The sequence below is a fragment of the Mesorhizobium australafricanum genome (genome assembly GCF_033977265.1).
GTDB classification, from domain to species: Bacteria; Pseudomonadota; Alphaproteobacteria; order Rhizobiales; family Rhizobiaceae; genus Mesorhizobium; species Mesorhizobium australafricanum.
Genome location: NZ_JAVIIT010000004.1, coordinates 417,978 through 434,520, shown reverse-complemented (window position 1 = coordinate 434,520; position 16,543 = coordinate 417,978). Strand labels below are relative to the sequence as shown.

General features: G+C 62.7%; 16 protein-coding genes and 1 pseudogene. 14 read left to right on the top strand and 3 right to left on the bottom strand.

Translation table 11 applies throughout. The annotated features are described in order from the left end of the window. Positions 1 to 273 (top strand): annotated as a pseudogene (locus RFM98_RS11265) (hypothetical protein); the annotation flags it as partial. 19 nt (positions 274 to 292) lie between these two features. Here the strand turns inward: RFM98_RS11265 and RFM98_RS11260 are convergent. After that, the gene (locus RFM98_RS11260; protein ID WP_320308932.1) at positions 293 to 1,207 is read right to left on the bottom strand and encodes a helix-turn-helix domain-containing protein; all 915 of its coding nucleotides are present in this window, start codon (positions 1,205 to 1,207) and stop codon (positions 293 to 295) included. A 294-nt stretch (positions 1,208 to 1,501) separates the two neighbouring features. Here RFM98_RS11260 and RFM98_RS11255 point away from each other — a divergent pair, with 294 nt between their 5' ends. From RFM98_RS11255 to RFM98_RS11230, 6 genes are all read left to right on the top strand, one after another. Continuing rightward, on the top strand, positions 1,502 to 2,416 hold the full coding sequence (locus RFM98_RS11255) for an alpha/beta fold hydrolase (protein WP_320308931.1): 915 nt from the start codon (positions 1,502 to 1,504) through the stop codon (positions 2,414 to 2,416). A 56-nt stretch (positions 2,417 to 2,472) separates the two neighbouring features. Next, complete coding sequence (locus RFM98_RS11250) at positions 2,473 to 3,081, top strand: hydrolase (protein WP_320308930.1); 609 nt, start codon at positions 2,473 to 2,475, stop codon at positions 3,079 to 3,081. Between the two features lie 734 nt (positions 3,082 to 3,815). Next, the gene (locus RFM98_RS11245) at positions 3,816 to 4,172 is read left to right on the top strand and encodes a hypothetical protein (protein WP_320308929.1); all 357 of its coding nucleotides are present in this window, start codon (positions 3,816 to 3,818) and stop codon (positions 4,170 to 4,172) included. A gap of 617 nt (positions 4,173 to 4,789) precedes the next feature. After that, complete coding sequence (locus RFM98_RS11240; protein ID WP_320308928.1) at positions 4,790 to 5,341, top strand: MaoC family dehydratase; 552 nt, start codon at positions 4,790 to 4,792, stop codon at positions 5,339 to 5,341. Between the two features lie 3 nt (positions 5,342 to 5,344). Then, positions 5,345 to 6,505, top strand: coding sequence for a CaiB/BaiF CoA transferase family protein (locus tag RFM98_RS11235; protein WP_320308927.1), 1,161 nt, complete (start codon positions 5,345 to 5,347; stop codon positions 6,503 to 6,505). Then, complete coding sequence (locus tag RFM98_RS11230; protein WP_320308948.1) at positions 6,505 to 7,686, top strand: extracellular solute-binding protein; 1,182 nt, start codon at positions 6,505 to 6,507, stop codon at positions 7,684 to 7,686. Before RFM98_RS11235 ends, RFM98_RS11230 begins: the two co-directional genes overlap by 1 nt. A 47-nt stretch (positions 7,687 to 7,733) precedes the next feature. Here the strand turns inward: RFM98_RS11230 and RFM98_RS11225 are convergent, their stop codons facing one another. After that, on the bottom strand, positions 7,734 to 8,573 hold the full coding sequence (locus tag RFM98_RS11225; RefSeq protein WP_320308926.1) for an amidohydrolase family protein: 840 nt from the start codon (positions 8,571 to 8,573) through the stop codon (positions 7,734 to 7,736). Positions 8,574 to 8,742: 169 nt separating this feature from the next. Next, positions 8,743 to 9,531, bottom strand: coding sequence for an IclR family transcriptional regulator (locus RFM98_RS11220; RefSeq protein WP_320308925.1), 789 nt, complete (start codon positions 9,529 to 9,531; stop codon positions 8,743 to 8,745). 180 nt (positions 9,532 to 9,711) lie between these two features. Here RFM98_RS11220 and RFM98_RS11215 point away from each other — a divergent pair, with 180 nt between their 5' ends. The 7 genes from RFM98_RS11215 to RFM98_RS11185 all read left to right on the top strand — a co-directional run bounded on the left by RFM98_RS11215 (position 9,712) and on the right by RFM98_RS11185 (position 16,536). Beyond that, the gene (locus tag RFM98_RS11215) at positions 9,712 to 11,028 is read left to right on the top strand and encodes a type 2 periplasmic-binding domain-containing protein (RefSeq protein WP_320308924.1); all 1,317 of its coding nucleotides are present in this window, start codon (positions 9,712 to 9,714) and stop codon (positions 11,026 to 11,028) included. Positions 11,029 to 11,148: 120 nt separating this feature from the next. Continuing rightward, positions 11,149 to 12,045, top strand: coding sequence for a carbohydrate ABC transporter permease (locus tag RFM98_RS11210; RefSeq protein ID WP_320308923.1), 897 nt, complete (start codon positions 11,149 to 11,151; stop codon positions 12,043 to 12,045). A gap of 2 nt (positions 12,046 to 12,047) precedes the next feature. Further along, the gene (locus tag RFM98_RS11205; protein ID WP_320308922.1) at positions 12,048 to 12,914 is read left to right on the top strand and encodes a carbohydrate ABC transporter permease; all 867 of its coding nucleotides are present in this window, start codon (positions 12,048 to 12,050) and stop codon (positions 12,912 to 12,914) included. Positions 12,915 to 12,918: 4 nt separating this feature from the next. Beyond that, positions 12,919 to 14,016: an ABC transporter ATP-binding protein gene (locus tag RFM98_RS11200; protein ID WP_320308921.1), complete on the top strand. Its 1,098-nt coding sequence runs from the start codon at positions 12,919 to 12,921 to the stop codon at positions 14,014 to 14,016. 1 nt (position 14,017) lies between these two features. After that, a complete protein-coding gene (locus RFM98_RS11195) occupies positions 14,018 to 15,130 on the top strand; it encodes a mandelate racemase/muconate lactonizing enzyme family protein (protein WP_320308920.1) in 1,113 nt (370 codons plus the stop codon). Positions 15,131 to 15,140: 10 nt separating this feature from the next. Further along, complete coding sequence (locus RFM98_RS11190) at positions 15,141 to 15,470, top strand: L-rhamnose mutarotase (RefSeq protein ID WP_320213030.1); 330 nt, start codon at positions 15,141 to 15,143, stop codon at positions 15,468 to 15,470. Beyond that, entirely contained in the window at positions 15,463 to 16,536 is a 1,074-nt protein-coding gene (locus RFM98_RS11185) for a Gfo/Idh/MocA family protein (RefSeq protein ID WP_320308919.1), read from the top strand. The genes RFM98_RS11190 and RFM98_RS11185 overlap by 8 nt, the downstream gene beginning before the upstream one ends. Positions 16,537 to 16,543: the final 7 nt, after the last annotated feature.

Here is a 16,543-nt window from a genome sequence, read left to right as displayed (position 1 = left end):
ACAAAGGCAGAAATTGGTCAGCCGATCGAACTGGTGGGTGAAGTCACTCACGTTGATGGGGACAAAGTCACCGTGAATCTAGGTATTCCCGTCACGGTGACCGCCAGCACTCTCCGCCTTGTGACGCGCTTCTCATTTCGCGCGAGTGGTGCGCAGCCGCACGGGAAAGACGCCGTTGCAGCTGAGGCAAATGGCCGAAACGAGCTCTTCGGAACAGTTGTAAGCTGCTCGACATTGACTGCTGCGAGCGGTCCGTGCCAGCCCTCTCGATGAGGGCATGGCCCGCCCGGCCTTAGATTCCGTGGTTCCTCCTCCAGGCGCCGGGCGAAACTCCAGCGATCGTCCTGAACGCGCGTGTAAAATGGCTCTGATCGGCAAATCCACTGGCAAGGGCTACGTCGGCCAGGCTGTCGCCTGTTTCAAGAAGCAGTTTTTGCGAACGCTGCACTTTCGCAGCCAGGTACCAGCGATGTGGCGCCATACCGGTGGAGGCCTTGAAGGCGCGACTGAAATAGGACTCGCAAAGCCCGGTCATTTCAGCCAGATCCTTCAGCGCCACGGCATTAGGCAGGCTCTGCTCCATGAACGCGGTCACCCGCCGCAATTGCGCAGGGGCAAGCCCGCTTCGCTTCTCGTCCTTACGGCCCGGTCGAAACAGATTGTAGCAAATTGCCAGCGCGAGACTGTCTCCATAGGAGCGGCTGTCGGCGTGAGTACCGAGACAGGCATCGGCCAGCAGCTCGGCAAGCATCAGGATGCGGCTGTCCCTGAACATTACCCGCGGCGCAAAGCGCGAGGTAACTTCAATTTCGTCGCCAAGGCACGCCGCCAGTACAGGCAGGTCGAAATCGATGATCAAGCGGCGAATGTAGCGGAACCGCTGGGCAAACTGCCAGAAGGGCATGTCGGCTGGAATAAAGCTAAGATGGTTTGCGGCCCCATATCCAATCTCGGCCCTGGACCGAGCCTGGCAGGGTGGCGTGAGGCGCATTTCGGCATGGCCGCCGACCTGTTCCAATATCGCCGTCAGGCGAGGCCGTTTTGATCGAAGATCCTCCGGGCCGCGCCCGGGGCCGTGCAGGTCGGTGATCTCGGCCGTTATTCCAGTCCAGGACCGGACGCAGTATCCCTGCGAAACAGTCTTTTCGGCCAACGGCTTCAGAACCATCGCCACGCCGTCCGGACGATCGGTGATTTGAACAGTCACTCGCTTCTCCCTCAGCGCGATTCATCTGCCCGCAACGCGTAGAGAGTGCGCGCTGCAAGCGCTTTGCGAAATTGACGGAGTGGCGGAAATTCAGCTGCCTCTAACGGACCGGCGCCGCTTCATCCTTTCGGACGAGATCCTTCCCGGACATCAGCGGCACAACAAAAGGCCCGCTTCGTTCAACCCAGGTCAGATTCGGGCAATTCGGCCTGGCCCCAGGTCGGTAGTCTCTTCCCGGCGGACCATCAGGCACGCGCCGAAGGCCGCAATTGGTCAATGTCCGGAGAGGATGACATGCGTAGGATAATCATGGCTGCGTTCGGCGTGCTCTTGGCTGCATTGCCGGCAGCGGCGAAAATCGTCCCGTTCCCGCAGAGCTTCAAGACACAGACGATCGAAACCAACGGCACCAGCCTTCACGTCCGCGTCGGCGGACAAGGGCCCGCCGTGATCATGCTGCATGGCTTCGGCGACAGTGGCGACATGTGGGCTCCCGTCGCTGCGAAGCTGATGAAGGATCATACCGTGATCGTGCCGGACCTGCGCGGCATGGGACTGTCGGCGCATCCCGACACCGGTTACACCAAGAAGAACCAGGCCGTCGACATCGCCGGCATTCTCGACCATCTGAAGATCGACAAGGCCGACCTTGTCACCCACGACATCGGCAATATGGTTGGCTACGCTCTGGTTGCCCAGTATCGCGACCGCATCACCCGCTGGGTCGTGATCGACGCGCCGCTGCCCGGCATCGGCGACTGGGACAACATCATCCGCTTGCCGCTGTTGTGGCACTTCAACTTCCGCGGCCCCGACATGGAGCGTCTGGTAGCGGGCCGAGAGCGCATCTATCTCGACCGCTTCTGGAATGAACTGTCGGGTGATCCCAAGAAGATCGATGAAGCGACGCGCGAGCACTATTCCAAGCTCTATGCCCGACCCCATGCCATGCACGATGCGTTCGAGCAGTTCGCTGCGTTCAACCAGGACGCCGCCGACAACAAGGAGTTCCTGGCCAAGGGCGGCAAGGTCGCGATGCCGGTGCTGGCGCTAGGCGCGGAAAAATCCTTCGGCGCTGCGCAGGCCGACGATCTGCGCTTTGTCGCAACCGATGTGACCGCCGGGATCGTACCTGCCTCCGGCCACTGGATCATGGAAGAAAACCCCGACGCCACGATCAAGCTCGTCACGGATTTTCTCGCCAAATAGAAGCTCGCGGCAGCGCCGGTAGGCGTCTATCCGCCAAACCGACGAAGGAGGAGACAATGACAAGCCAGCCTGTTCGCAGCCCCGTCCAGGATCATCTTCTGACACCGCAAAATTGTGCCGTCCTGATCATCGACTATCAGCCGATCCAGGTGACCTCCGTTGCCTCGATGGACCGGCGAACGTTGGTCGCCAACATCGTCGCCCTTGCCAGGACGGCGAAGCTCTACGGCGTGCCCGTGGTGTTGACGACGGTGAATGTCAGCAGCGGCCGCAACCAGCCGATCATCCACCAGCTGCACGATATCTTTCCCGGCGTCGGGCCTATCGACCGCACAGCGATCAACGCTTGGGAGGACAGGGATTTTGTCGACGCAGTCAAGGCGACCGGGCGCAAGAAGCTCGTCATGGCCGCGCTCTGGACCGAAGTGTGCCTGGCGTTTCCCGCGCTCGACGCTCTGCGCGACGGTTTTGAGGTTTATGCCGTGGTCGATGCCGTCGGCGGCACGTCCGTGCAAGCCCATTGTGCCGGGCTGGAGCGGATCATGCAGTCGGGCGCCGTGCCGGTGAGTTGGGTGCAGTTCGCTTGCGAATTGCAGCGCGACTGGCTTCGCGAGGAGACCGTGCCGGGCTTTGCTGAAATCGTCTTCGCGGTCGAGGGACATTGAACCGATCGCAGGAGAGCAGAATGAGTGTCAAAGTTGCGGAATGAGTGACAAAGTTACTGATTCCACTGAAGATCGCTTTCCATGATCTCCTCAATGACAGGGACAAGGAGGTCGTCAGGGCCGACATCAAAGGCTGGGTCGATGACCGTCTTCCGGTTTGAAGATCGAAGTCGAGCGCGGCCGGTTCGCGCGGGATTTTTGTGAAAGGGCAATGCCACTAGGCGCCATCTAACGAGCCATCAAGGCCCGTTTCCTACCCTGCGTAAGCGTCCTAACCTGACACTACTCAGAATCGAATTTCCCTGTTAGCGTCCAAGAAATCGCGTTGAAGCGCCTAGGGAGTTTGCTGCTAAGCTTCTGAATTCGTGCTAAAGCGCGTCGCGCTGAAACGGATTCAGGCGACGCGCTTAAGGTTTTTGTTTTGATGCATGTCGTTGCCCCAGAACCGCTGCACACTTCTGGGCGACATGCATTAGCTTTTAGCGCCAAAAAAATTGGACCGATCGCTTAAAATGCCGAAAATTCGCTGTTCTCACGCTCTTGTCAGGGAATTTCGGCAGAGACTGGTTCTATCTCGACTGCTGCAACCACCAAACGGTCTCTTGGCGACGCTTGGCTTTGCGGCATTCGCGCTTGTTGCCTGCCAATCTGCTCCGGACACACAGCCTGTTGCTGACCCGCAACCTGTCCCGGCCGCCACCGCTGCTCCCGCACCTGGCTCGCCGAATTCGGCGGTGCTGGATCAGGCGGCTGCGATCGTTCCGCCCGGCAAAGGCGTTCCGGCCAGGTACGCCGCATTCTCCGGCATATGGGCAGGGCAACTCAACGGCATGTATGACGGCAAGCTGGCGGTGCTGACCGTATCTTCAGGCGGTCAGGTGACGGTCAGCTATGCCTGGGGCGATCTGGTCGACAACAAGCCGGGTGTCGCCGACGGCTCGGGCCGGATCGTCGGCAACACGTTGAAGCTCGGACGCCTGCCGAACGGCGCGGACATCACCGCCACGATGCCGTCCGAAGGAACGCTCAACGTTACCTACGCGCTTGCCGGCCAGACCTATACCGGCTCGTTCGCACGGGTCAGCCAGTAAGCATGCTTGGCTGCTAGGATCGGAGCGGGTCCTCGATGATCCGCGCGCACATCGGCATTCCGATTTCGATGGCATGACCGTTGTCGGTCAGCCGGCCGCTGCTTCATCGCGTGCGAAGATCGAGTTGCGATCGACGTTCGGATTGGCCGAAAACAAATGCCGGCCGGAGGGGCTCAGCGCAAGGTTGCGCGGCGTCGCGCGCCGCAAGGCGCGAAGTCGATCGAGCTTTCACCGACTGCTGATCGCGCGCGCTGGAAATAGGGTGCCTCGCGGTTGGGGCTGCCGACAAAGACAGGACGCCTTGCATCGATAATCCTCCATGTCCCCGGCGGCTCCTCCGCCAATGCATGTCGCCCTGAAGTGTACGCGGTTCTGGGACAACGACATGCATAAAAACAAGGACTTAAAGCGCGTCGCGTGAATCCGTTTCAGCGCAACGCGCTTTAGTGCCGGCTGTCGAAAAATTTCGCCGATCGTCGCTTGCAAGGTAATCCCATATGTGAAAATATTATTCACAAAAGAAAATTGACGGGAGGAAAAGCGGTTATGCGTCTCGCCATCCGGCATCGTGCCCGGACCCGCCTTGCAGGCCGCGCCGCAACCTCCCGGAGCGAGACATGAGCACATTCTCGCCGACTGTCGGTGTAGCCTCGACGCATCCGGCCGACATGCCGCAAGCGCATGGCGAAATTCCTGTCTGGAATTCGGAGAACTGGTTCTACGAGGACTGGCAGGTCGGCCACAAAATCCGTTCGCTCCGCCGCACCATCTCCGAGGGCGAAAGCCACATGTTCAATGCGCTGGTGCTGGATATCCACCCTTACGTGCAGGACCAGATGTTCGCCGAGAAGGAAGGCATCTTCGGCCGGCGGCTGGTGGCAGGCGCCTTTGTCTTTTCGGCCGGGCTCGGCCTGGTCGCCACCAACTGCCTCAACGCTTTTTCCTATGGCTATGACAAGCTGCGCTTCATCAAGCCGGTCTTCATCGGCGAGACCATCTATTCGATCCGCACCAACCTCGACAAAAAGCCGCGCTACCAGGACATGGGCCTGATCCGCGCCAGCTATGAAGTCTTCAAGGGTGAAGGAGAGCTGGTGCTCTACTGCGAGCACCTGCAGACGGTGAAATACAAGAACCCGGCCGATTTTGTCGGCAAGACAGAGAAGTGAACCGTGGCCGTTGATACCGAACTTCCGCTGGCCGGCCTCGTCGTCATCGACATGAGCCAGTTCCTGTCGGGACCCTACTGCTCGCTGCGCCTGCTCGACCTCGGCGCGCGCGTCATCAAGGTCGAGCGGCCCGATGGCGGCGACCTGTCGCGCCGGCTCTATCTCAGCGATACCGAGATCGGCGGCGATTCCACCATTTTCCACGCCATCAACCGCGGCAAGGAGAGCCTGGCCATCGACCTCAAGAACGAGGCCGATCTCGCCATGCTGCGCGGGCTGATCGCCAAAGCCGACGTGCTGATCCAGAATTTCAGGCCGGGCGTCATCGAACGGCTCGGCCTCGACTATGAGCATGTCAGGACGATCAATCCCCGGCTCGTCTATGCCTCGATCAGCGGCTATGGCGAGGATGGCCCGTGGGTCAAGCGCCCGGGGCAGGACCTGCTGGCACAGGCGCGCTCCGGCGTGATGTGGCTGAACGGCGACGAGGAGCAGGGGCCGGTGCCGTTCGGCCTGGCGATTGCCGACATGCTGGCGGGCGCGGCCTGTGCCCAAGGCATCCTCGCCAAGCTGGTGCGGCGCGGCATCACCGGCCAGGGCGGCCATGTCGAAACCAGCCTGCTTGAGGCGCTGATCGACTTCCAGTTCGAAGTGCTGACCACGCATCTCAACGACGGCCGCCGCCTGCCGAAGCGCTCGTCGTTCCGTAGCGCGCACGCCTATCTCTCGGCGCCTTACGGCGTCTATCCGGCCAGGGACGGCTACCTGGCGATTGCCATGACGCCGATACCGAAGATTGCCGACCTGCTCGAATTGCCCGGGCTTGACCCGTTCTGCGACAAGCCGGCGACCTGGTTCACCGCCCGCGACGAGATCAAGGCGATCATCGCCAGACGCATCGCTGAAAAGACCATCGACGAATGGCTAGCGGTCCTCGAGCCCGCCGATGTCTGGTGCGCCAAGGTGCTGACCTGGCCGGAACTGATGGAAAGCGACGGCTTCAAGACGCTTGACATGCTGCAGACCGTGACGCGCGAGGACAACGTCTCGATCCTCACCACGCGCACGCCGCTGCGCGTCGACGGCGCTCGCGCCAAGGTCGATCGGGCCGCCCCTCGCATCGGCGAGCACAGCGAAAAAATCCGCGCGGAGTTCGGCCTGTGATCGGTGTTTCGTTGAGAGGTATGACCTGGAGCCATCCGCGCGGCTACGACCCGATGGTGGCGTGTTCGGCGCTTTGGAAAGAAGAAACCGGCGTCTCGATCGAATGGGAAAAGCGTTCGCTGCAGGATTTCGAGTCCTTCCCTGTCGAAGAACTCGCCCGCGCCTATGACCTGATCGTCATCGACCATCCGCATGTCGGCCAGATCACCGCCGAAAAATGCCTGGCGCCACTCGACGTGCCAGGCCGCGAGGCGGAACGCGAAGCGCTCGCGAGGGCAAGCGTCGGCCGCTCATATCCGAGCTACACCTGGCAGGGTCGGCAGTGGGCGTTTCCAATCGATGCCGCGACCCAGGTCCAGGCCTGGCGTCCCGATCTGATCGAAGCCGCGCCGACGATCTGGACCGAAGTGCTGGCGCTTGCCGAACAGGGCCGCGTGCTCCTGCCGCTGCGGCCGCCGCATTCGCTGATGTGCTTCTTCACTTTGGCCGCCGATCTCGGCCGGCCATGCGTGGTCGACGGTTCGGCCGACCTTGTCGATGGCGAGGCCGGCGAGACCGCCTTCGAAATGCTGCGCGAGATCGCGGCACTTGCCGATCCCGCATGCCTGGCGATGGATCCGATTGCGGTGTTCGAAAGGATGGCACAATCCGGCTCGCGCATTGCCTGCGCGCCGCTGATCTACGGTTATGTTCCCTATGCAGTCGAAGGTTTCCGGCCGCACCGGCTTGCCTTTGCCGATATGCCGGTCGCCAGCGGCAACGGTCCGGTCGGCTCGGCGCTAGGTGGCACCGGCATTGCCGTCTCCGCCTTTTCCGCCGGACGCGAAGCGGCCATCGACTTTGCCTACTGGATCGCCAGCGGCGATGTGCAGCGCGGGCCCTACGCCGCCGCGGGCGGCCAGCCCGGCCATGCCGCGGCCTGGGAGGATGATGCCGTCAACGCCGCGACGGGCGACTTCTATCGCGCCACGCGCGCGACGCTCGAAGGCGCCTGGGTGAGGCCGCGCCATGACGGCTACATGGCGTTCCAGCAGCGGGCTTCGGACCGCATCAATGAAGGCCTTGCCGGCAGGCACGACGCCCGGCGCGTCGTCGCCGATATCAATCGCCTGTTCCGGGAGAGTTTCGCGCCGGCCGCCGCGGCCGAAACTGCGGCAGACGGATCAAAATCAAAGAGATAGAGCATGATGTCGCCCGAAAACCGCTTCACACTTTTCGGCATCATGCTCTAGTCGATCCGCCACAGCCGGCGTGCATTGCCCGAAAGCAGGCGCGCTCGCTCCGGCTCGCTGGTGCCCGCGAGCAAAGCGTGCGTGGCGGCAACCCAGGTCGTCAGCCCGCCGCCCAGCGTGCAGACCGGCCAGTCGCTGCCCCAGATCACCCGATCCCAGCCGAAGCACCGGATCGTGTGCTCGACATAGGGCTTGAGCGTATCCACCGTCCAGGTCGCCGGGTCGGCATAGGCGACGACGCCGGAAATCTTGGCCGTGACGTTGGGTCGTTTGGCGATCGCTTCCATATGTTCGCGCCACGGATGCTCGGCATTGCCCTTGATGTCGGGCACGCCGCAATGGTCGAGGACGAACTGGACGTCGGGCGCGAGACCGGCGAGCGCGATCGCCTTCGGAATCTGATGCGGCAGCACCACCAGGTCGAATGTCAGGCCGGTGTCGGCCAGCCGCCTGACGTTCTGGCGAAACAGCACCCCTTCCGAAACATCATCGGGCACCACATGCAGCACACGGCGGAAGCCTTTGACGAACGGGTCGGCCTTCACCGTCTCGAGATAAGCCTCGAAACCGGCCTCTTCGGGACGGCAGGACGCGATCGCGCCCTTGAGCAGGCTGCCAGTCCGGCCGGCGAGAGACTTCACATAAGCGGTTTCGGCGACGATATCCGCGGGATCGACATCGACCTCCATGTGCAGGACTCCGTCGATGCCGCAGCGCCGTGCGTCGGCGGCGTATTCGTCATAGGAGAAATCGCGGTTGAGCGCCGCCACGCCGGCCAGCCACGGATAGCGAAGCGCGCTCTGGTCGATGAGATGCAGATGCGTGTCGATGATCATGGCGGCGTCTCCTCCGTGGCCCTGGAGAATGATCCCGAAAAGTTGCAGACTTTTCCGGACAAGATCATGCTCCAAAAACAAAGCCTTAGAGCGGGATGGCCGGCAGCTTTTGAACCCATCCCGCTCTAAGGCACTATCTCGCTGAAAAATCCATTGTTCAAATAAGAAATTACGACGATTGCGCCACATCGGACCCCGCAAGCTGGGAGAGCCTTGCGGCTGCGTCCTGCAAGTGCCGGATCGTCAGCGTGATATCCGGCGCCGTGGGCGCGTTGACCAGGGTGATGTAGGGGATGGTCAGCGCCGCGATGGCTCTGCCGTCGGGTCCGAGCACCGGCGTCGAAAGATTGTAGACGCCGGCGGTTTGCAACGATGCCATCATCTCGTAGCCGCGGTCGCGGACCTGGTCGAGACGGGCGAAGAATTCGGGTGTCAGGTTGAGCTGTTCCGTGCTTTGCAGATGCTCGGCGATCATCATCTTGCGCTCTTCCGGTGAGCGGAAGGCGAGCAGCACATGACCGGAGCCGGTGTCGAACAGGCTGATATGCGAGCCGACGCGGATCGAGATACCCCAGTAACGCGGCGCCTCCTGCTGGGCGATAACCACGGCGGCGCCGCGGTCGAACACCACCAATTGGTTGGCCTGCCAGGAGGTTTCGGCCAGTTCCCGCATGATCGGCGTCGCGTAGGACACCAGCCGCCGCACCGGCGCATGCAATTGCGCGAGGCCGAAGAGCTTGAGCGTCAGCGAATAGCGGTCGCCGTCGATCTTGGTGACATAGCCGCGCCGCACCAGGCGGTCGAGCATCCGGTAGAACTCGTTCGGGCTGCGGTCGAGCCGCTTGGCGATCTCGGCCTGTGTCAGCCCTCCGTCCACGCTGGACAAGAGCTCGAGAATATCCAGGCCCTTGTCGAGCGCCGGCGCGCGGTAGCGGTCCCCATCGTCTTCTTCTGCCACCTGCCCCTCCAGTGAATTCCGATCTGCATATATGCATGAACTTCATTCCGCTGGAAGCATAATCGACTGGAAGCATAATCGACTTGACCCGGGAATGAAAATGCTATTTGCATATGAATGAAGCTCAAGCGAAGGCTGCGCACCCGGCGGGCCGTCGCCGCGAGCCCATGGGAGGAGAACATGACGAAACTGCTTCTAGGCATTTCCACCGGCCTGGCCGGACTGGTGCTGAGCGGCGCGGCCTTTTCGGCCGATCTGCCCGGCAAATTTCCGGGCGTGACGATCGACGCCAAGCTGATCGGCGGCCAGCAATATGAGAAGCTCTACGAGCGCATTCCCGAGTGGGAGGAGCTGACCGGCGCCAAAGTCAACATCCTGTCGAAGAAGAACCACTTCGATCTCGACAAGGAGATCAAGTCGGACATCGCCTCCAACTCGATCACCTGGTGCGTCGGCTCCAACCACACCTCGTTCGCGCCGCAATATCCGGGCATCTACACCGATCTGTCGAAGCTGCTGCCGAAGGAAGAGGTCGACGCCTTCGTCCCGGCCAACATCGCCGCCGGCACTCTGGGCGGCAAATTGGTCATGCTGCCGCGCGCGCAGTTCGACGTCTCGGCGCTCTACTATCAGAAGAGCCTCTATCAGGACGAAGCCAAGAAGAAGGCTTACAAGGACAAATACGGCGAGGAGCTCGCCCCGCCGGACACCTTCGACGAGATGGCCCAACAGGCGGAATTCTTCGCCAGCCCGCCCGACTTCTACGGCACGCAATATGCCGGCAAGGAAGAGGCGATCAACGGCCGCTTCTACGAGATGGTGATCGCCGACGGCGGCGAATATCTCGACAAGGACGGCAAGCCGGCGTTCAACTCGGAGGCCGGTGTCAAGGCGCTCGACTGGTTCGTCAATCTCTACAAGGCCAAGGCCGTGCCGGCAGGCACCACCAACTATCTGTGGGACGATCTCGGCCAGGGCTTCGCCTCGGGTACTGTGGCCATCAACCTTGACTGGCCGGGCTGGGCCGGCTTCTTCAACGACCCGAAGTCTTCCAAGGTCGCCGGCAATGTCGGCGTCAAGGTTCAGCCCAAGGGCTCGTCCGGCAAGCGCTCCGGCTGGTCCGGCGCGCATGGCTTCTCGGTGACCGAGGATTGCGCCAACAAGGAAGCCGCCGCCTCGCTGGTCTGGTGGCTGACTAACGAGGACAGCCAGAAGCTCGAGGCCGCGGCCGGGCCGCTGCCCACCCGCACCAAGGTCTGGGAATGGGACCTCGAGCAGGCGAAGTCCGATCCTTACAAGACCGAAGTGCTGCAGGCCTTCCAGGAAGCGGCCAAGAACGCCTTCCCGGTACCGCAGACGCCGGAATGGATCGAGATTTCCAACGCCGTCTATCCTGAGCTGCAGGCCGCCATCCTCGGCGACAAGACGTCGAAGCAGGCGCTCGACGACGCTGCCGCCAAGGCAACGCAAATCCTCCAGGACGCTGGCAAGCTCTAGACAGCCGCGCCCGCAACCGCCTCCCCGTAAATCGGGGAGGCGGCCGCGTAGCCTCGCGAAAATATGCCATCCTCGGTCTCGACCGGGGTCGGATCACTTCACTTCGCTGACAGGGTCCCGATGAAGGGCTTCAAGCCATCCGCGCCGATTCTCCTGCTGCTACCGGCCTTCGTCGTGCTCGCGGCGGTGGTGCTCGTGCCGCTGCTTTTGTCGCTCTATTCCAGCTTCACGCCCTTCCGCCTGACCCGGCCCGAGACCTTCTTCGTGCTGGTCGGCTTCCGGAACTATTTTTCGATCCTGAGCAATCCGGATTTCTGGTACGCCTTCGGCAGGACGGTGCTTTTGCTCACCGTGGCGCTCAACCTCGAAATGCTGCTTGGCCTCGGCCTGGCGATGCTGGTCGAGAAGGCGACGCGCGGCCAGCGCATCCTGCGCACGCTGATGATGTTCCCGATGATGTTCTCGCCGATCCTGGTCGGCTTCCAGTTCAAGTTCCTGTTCAATGACAATATCGGCCTGGTGAACAACGCGCTGCAGTCGCTGGGCATCACCCAGGACGCCATCCCGTGGCTGATCGAAAGCCACCTCGCCTTCACCGCCATCACCATCGCCGAAGTCTGGTCGTCGACCTCGATCTTCGCCATCCTGATCCTGGCCGGGCTTCTCGCCATGCCCAAGGAGCCGATCGAGGCGGCGCGCGTCGACGGCTGCGCGCCCTGGCAGACCTTCCGTTATGTGGTCTGGCCGTTCGTCATGCCGTTCGCCTATATCGCCATGACGATCCGCTCGCTCGACGTGGCGCGCGCCTATGACATCGTCAAGATCATGACCGATGGCGGCCCCGCCGGCCGCACCGAGCTGTTGTGGACGCTGGTCGGGCGCACTGCCTATAGCGATGCCCGCATGGGTCTCGCCAACGCCATGGCCTATTTCTCGATCCTGCTCTCGATCGCCTTCACCGTCTACTTCTACAACAAGCTCGCCGCCGCGCGCGCGCAGATCGGCGCGGAGTGGTGACGATGGACGAGAACGCCTCCGCCCGCCTCACGCGCCGCGCGCTGACCGTCGCGCACCGCGTCGGCTTGTTCCTGGCCATGCTCGTCATCTGCCTGCCGGGCATCTGGATCGTGCTGTCGTCGCTGAGGCCGACGGTCGAGATCATGGCCAAGCCGCCGGTGTGGATACCGCAGGAGCTGTCGTTCGACGCCTATGTCGCGATGTTCAGCGGCATCGGCAAAGGCGGCATTCCGGTGCTCGACTATTTCCGCAACTCGCTGATCATCTCGGTCTCCTCGACGCTGATCGCGGTGGCCATCGGCATGGCCGGCGGCTACGCCTTCGCGCGCTACCGCTTCCGCGGCAAGTCGGGCATGTTCCTCGGCCTGATGCTGACGCGCACCGTACCCGGCATCGCCATGTCGCTGCCGCTCTTCTTCGTCTATGCGCGGCTCGGCATCATCGACACGCATTTCGGTATGATCCTCGCCTATGTGGCGCTGAACGTCCCCTTCACCATCTGGCTGATCGACGGCTTCTTCCGCCAGGTGCCGAAGGACCTCGCCGAAGCCGCGCAGATCGACGGCTGTACGCGTTGGCAGGCGTTCTGGCAGGTCGAATTCCCGCTGGCGCGTCCGGGCATCGCCTCGGCCGCCATCTTCGCCTTCCTCACCTGCTGGAACGAGTTCGCGCTGGCCTCGCAGCTTACCCGTTCCGTCAATTCCAAGACGCTGCCCGTCGGGCTGCTCGACTACACGGCCGAGTTCACCATCGACTGGCGCGGTATGTGCGCGCTGGCCGTGGTGATGATCATCCCGGCGCTCACCCTCACCTACATCGTCCAGAAACACCTCGTCGGCGGTCTCACCTCCGGCGCGGTGAAAGGTTGATTCCATGGCAACGGTTTCGCTGCAAAAGCTCTCCAAGCGCTACGGCAATATGGAGATCGTGCATGGCATCGATCTCGAGATCGCCGACCGCGAGTTCATTGCGCTGGTCGGTCCGTCCGGCTGCGGCAAGTCGACGACCTTGCGCATGATCGCAGGGCTGGAGGATATCAGCGGCGGCACGATCGACATCGGCGGCCGCATGGTCAACGACCTGCCGCCGCGCTCGCGCAACATCTCGATGGTGTTCCAGTCCTACGCGCTCTATCCGCATATGACGGTGCGCGAGAACCTCGGCTTCTCGCTCAAGATTGCCGGTGCTGCCAAGGATGACATGGACCGGCGCGTAGCGGAAGCCTCGGCCATCCTCGGCCTCGACGAGCTGCTCGAGCGTCGCCCCTCGCAGCTCTCCGGCGGCCAACGCCAGCGCGTCGCCATGGGCCGCGCCATCGTGCGCGATCCGGACGTGTTCCTGTTCGACGAGCCGCTCTCCAACCTCGACGCCAAGCTGCGCACCCAGATGCGCACCGAGATCAAGAAGCTGCATGCCAAGGTGAAGTCGACCGTCATCTACGTCACCCATGACCAGGTCGAGGCGATGACGCTTGCCGACCGCATCGTCATCATGCGCTCAGGCTACATCGAACAGGTCGGCACGCCGGACGAAGTGTTCAGCCGGCCTGCGACCCACTTCGTCGCCGGCTTCATCGGTTCGCCGCCAATGAACCTGCACGAGGCGACGGTGAGCGACGGCAAGCTTGTGTTCAACGGCGGTGACAGCCTGCCTCTGCCCGCCCAGTTCAAGTCGAAGACAGCGGCCGGCGACAAGGTCGTGTTCGGCATCCGTCCGGATGATTTCTATCCGACCGGCCACGGCCTGAGCTCCGGCGGCGAAACCGAAGTCCACCGCGTCGAGCTGCCGGTCAGCATCACCGAGCCGCTCGGCAACGAGACGCTGGTCTTCGCCGAGTTCAACGGCACCGACTGGGTGTCGCGCATGCTCAATCCCAAGCCGCTGAAAGCCGGTGACAGGATCGGCATGAGCTTTGATCTGAGCCGCGCGCATCTTTTCTCCGCCGAAACCGGCAAGTCGCTGAGGATCTGACATGGCGAAAATCGAGAAAATCGACCTGCGCATGATCGACCTCGTGCCGAAGGTGAAGCGCACGGACGCCATCCAGAGTTTCGTCAGCCAGGAAACGCCGATCGTCACCATCACCGATTCCGACGGCGCGTCGGGCACCGGCTACAGCTATACGATCGGCACCGGCGGCTCTTCGGTGATGCGGCTTCTCGCCGACCATCTCGCGCCGCGCCTGATCGGCCGCGATGCCGACCAGATCGAGGCGATCTGGCACGAGCTCGAATTCGCCACCCACGCCACCACCATCGGCGCCATCACGGCGATCGCGCTGGCCGCGATCGACACAGCACTTTGGGATTTGCGCGCCAGGAAGCAGAACCTGCCGCTCTGGAAGCTCGCCGGCGGCGCCAAGGACCGCTGCCCGCTCTACACCACCGAGGGCGGCTGGCTGCATATCGAGACCCAGGCGCTGGTCGACGACGCGCTGGCCGCGAAGGCCAAGGGCTTTACGGGCTCGAAGGTCAAGATCGGCAAGCCGCATGGCTCCGAGGATTTTTCACGGCTGTCGGCGGTGCGCAAGGCGGTCGGCGACGGCTACGAGATCATGACCGACTGCAATCAGGGCTTTTCCGTCGATGAAGCGATCCGTCGCGCCGAACGGCTGCGCGAGCTCGATCTCGCCTGGATCGAGGAACCGCTGCCGGCCGACGACATCGACGGCCATGTCCGGCTGTCGAACTCGACCGCGACGCCGATCGCGGTCGGCGAGTCGCTCTATTCGATCAGGCATTTCCGCGAATACATGCAAAAGGGCGGCTGCAGCATCGTGCAGGTCGATGTCGGCCGCATCGGCGGCATCACCCCTTGGCTGAAAGTGGCCCATGCGGCGGAGGCCTTCGACATGCCGGTCTGCCCGCATTTCCTCATGGAACTGCATGTCAGCCTCACCTGCGCTATCCAGAACGGCAAATATGTCGAATATATTCCGCAGCTCGACGAGTTGACGGGCGACAAGATGCGCATCGAGGATGGCCATGCCCTGGCGCCCAGCGAGCCCGGCATCGGCATCGACTGGGACTGGGATGCGGTGAAGGCGAGGAGCATCGCCGAATTCACCACGGCGATCGCGAAATAGGGAGGCGGATATGCAGCGTATGGGAATGGTGCTCGGGCTGAAACCCGAGAAGGTCGAGGAATATGTTCGTCTCCACGCCGCCGTCTGGCCGGACGTTCTCGCCATGATCTCGGCCTGCAACATCAAGAACTACTCGATCTACCTGAAGCGGCCGGAGAACCTGCTTTTCTCCTATTTCGAATATCACGGCACCGATTACGCCGCCGACATGGCCAAGATGGCCGCCGACCCGAAGACCCAGGAATGGTGGGCGGTCTGCATGCCCTGCCAGGAGCCCTTGCCGACCCGCAAGGAGGGCGAGTGGTGGGCGACGATGGACGAGGTTTTTCATCATGACTGATGCCTTCGATCCGGCATCGTTGTCGCAGTCCTGGCCGAAGCCCTCGAAGCCGCGCCCGATCGTCACCTTCGGCGCCGGCTCGATCGTCGGCGACGCGCATTTTCCCGCCTACCGCAAGGCCGGCTTCCCGATCTCAGGCCTCTACGATCCGGATCAGGCCAAGGCGCAAAAACTCGCAGAGACATGGGACGTGACGGCGTTCCGTTCGGTCGACGAGGCCGCGGCGGTGAAGGATGCGATTTTCGACCTCGCCACGCCGCCCGGACGGCACGCCGAGGTGCTAAAGGCGCTGCCCGACGGCGCGGTGGCGCTGATCCAGAAGCCCATGGGCAATTATCTCGGCGAGGCAACCGAGATCCTCGAAATCTGCCGTGCCAAGAACCTCAAGGCGGCGGTCAATTTCCAGCTCCGCTTCGCGCCGATGATGCTGGCGCTGAAGGACGCCATCGCCAAGGGCTGGCTGGGCCAAGTTGTCGACTTCGACGCGCTTCTGGCGCTCGACACGCCATGGCAGCTCTGGGAGTTCCTGCTCAAGGCGCCGCGCGTCGAGATCGCCATGCATTCGATCCACTATCTCGACCTGATCCGCCAGCTTCTCGGCAATCCGCTTGGCGTGCATGCCAAGACGCTCGGCCATCCCAATCACAAGGTTGCGCAGACGCGCACCAGCGCTATCCTCGACTATGGCGATACGGTGCGTTGCGCGCTCTCGATCAACCACGACCACAAATTCGGGCGCCGCTACCAGGCCTGCGAGTTCCGTATCTGCGGCACCGAGGGTGCGGCCTATGTCAAGCTCGGCCTCAATCTCGACTATCCGCGCGGCGAACCGGACGTGCTGGAGATCCATCCCAAGGGTGGGTCGGACTGGGTCGGCGTGCCGCTCGCCGGTGAGTGGTTCCCGGATGCCTTCGTCGGCCGCATGGCCAATGTCCAGCGCTTCGCTTCCGGCGAAGACGCCGAGCTGGTCAGCTCGGTCGAAGACGCCTGGAACACCATGGCGCTCGTGGAGGCCGCCTATAAATCGAGTGCCGTGCCGGCGACGCCGCTGGCCGAGAAGCCGTAAGGCAGGA

Excerpts from the sequence above, each read along its gene's own strand:
- RFM98_RS11185 (WP_320308919.1), top strand. The coding sequence starts at position 15,463 with ATGACTGATGCCTTCGATCCGGCATCGTTGTCGCAGTCCTGGCCGAAG.
- RFM98_RS11205 (WP_320308922.1), top strand. The coding sequence starts at position 12,048 with ATGGACGAGAACGCCTCCGCCCGCCTCACGCGCCGCGCGCTGACCGTC.
- RFM98_RS11255 (WP_320308931.1), top strand. The coding sequence starts at position 1,502 with ATGCGTAGGATAATCATGGCTGCGTTCGGCGTGCTCTTGGCTGCATTG.
- RFM98_RS11225 (WP_320308926.1), bottom strand. The coding sequence starts at position 8,573 with ATGATCATCGACACGCATCTGCATCTCATCGACCAGAGCGCGCTTCGC.
- RFM98_RS11250 (WP_320308930.1), top strand. The coding sequence starts at position 2,473 with ATGACAAGCCAGCCTGTTCGCAGCCCCGTCCAGGATCATCTTCTGACA.
- RFM98_RS11195 (WP_320308920.1), top strand. The coding sequence starts at position 14,018 with ATGGCGAAAATCGAGAAAATCGACCTGCGCATGATCGACCTCGTGCCG.
- RFM98_RS11215 (WP_320308924.1), top strand. The coding sequence starts at position 9,712 with ATGACGAAACTGCTTCTAGGCATTTCCACCGGCCTGGCCGGACTGGTG.
- RFM98_RS11200 (WP_320308921.1), top strand. The coding sequence starts at position 12,919 with ATGGCAACGGTTTCGCTGCAAAAGCTCTCCAAGCGCTACGGCAATATG.
- RFM98_RS11240 (WP_320308928.1), top strand. The coding sequence starts at position 4,790 with ATGAGCACATTCTCGCCGACTGTCGGTGTAGCCTCGACGCATCCGGCC.
- RFM98_RS11190 (WP_320213030.1), top strand. The coding sequence starts at position 15,141 with ATGCAGCGTATGGGAATGGTGCTCGGGCTGAAACCCGAGAAGGTCGAG.
- RFM98_RS11210 (WP_320308923.1), top strand. The coding sequence starts at position 11,149 with ATGAAGGGCTTCAAGCCATCCGCGCCGATTCTCCTGCTGCTACCGGCC.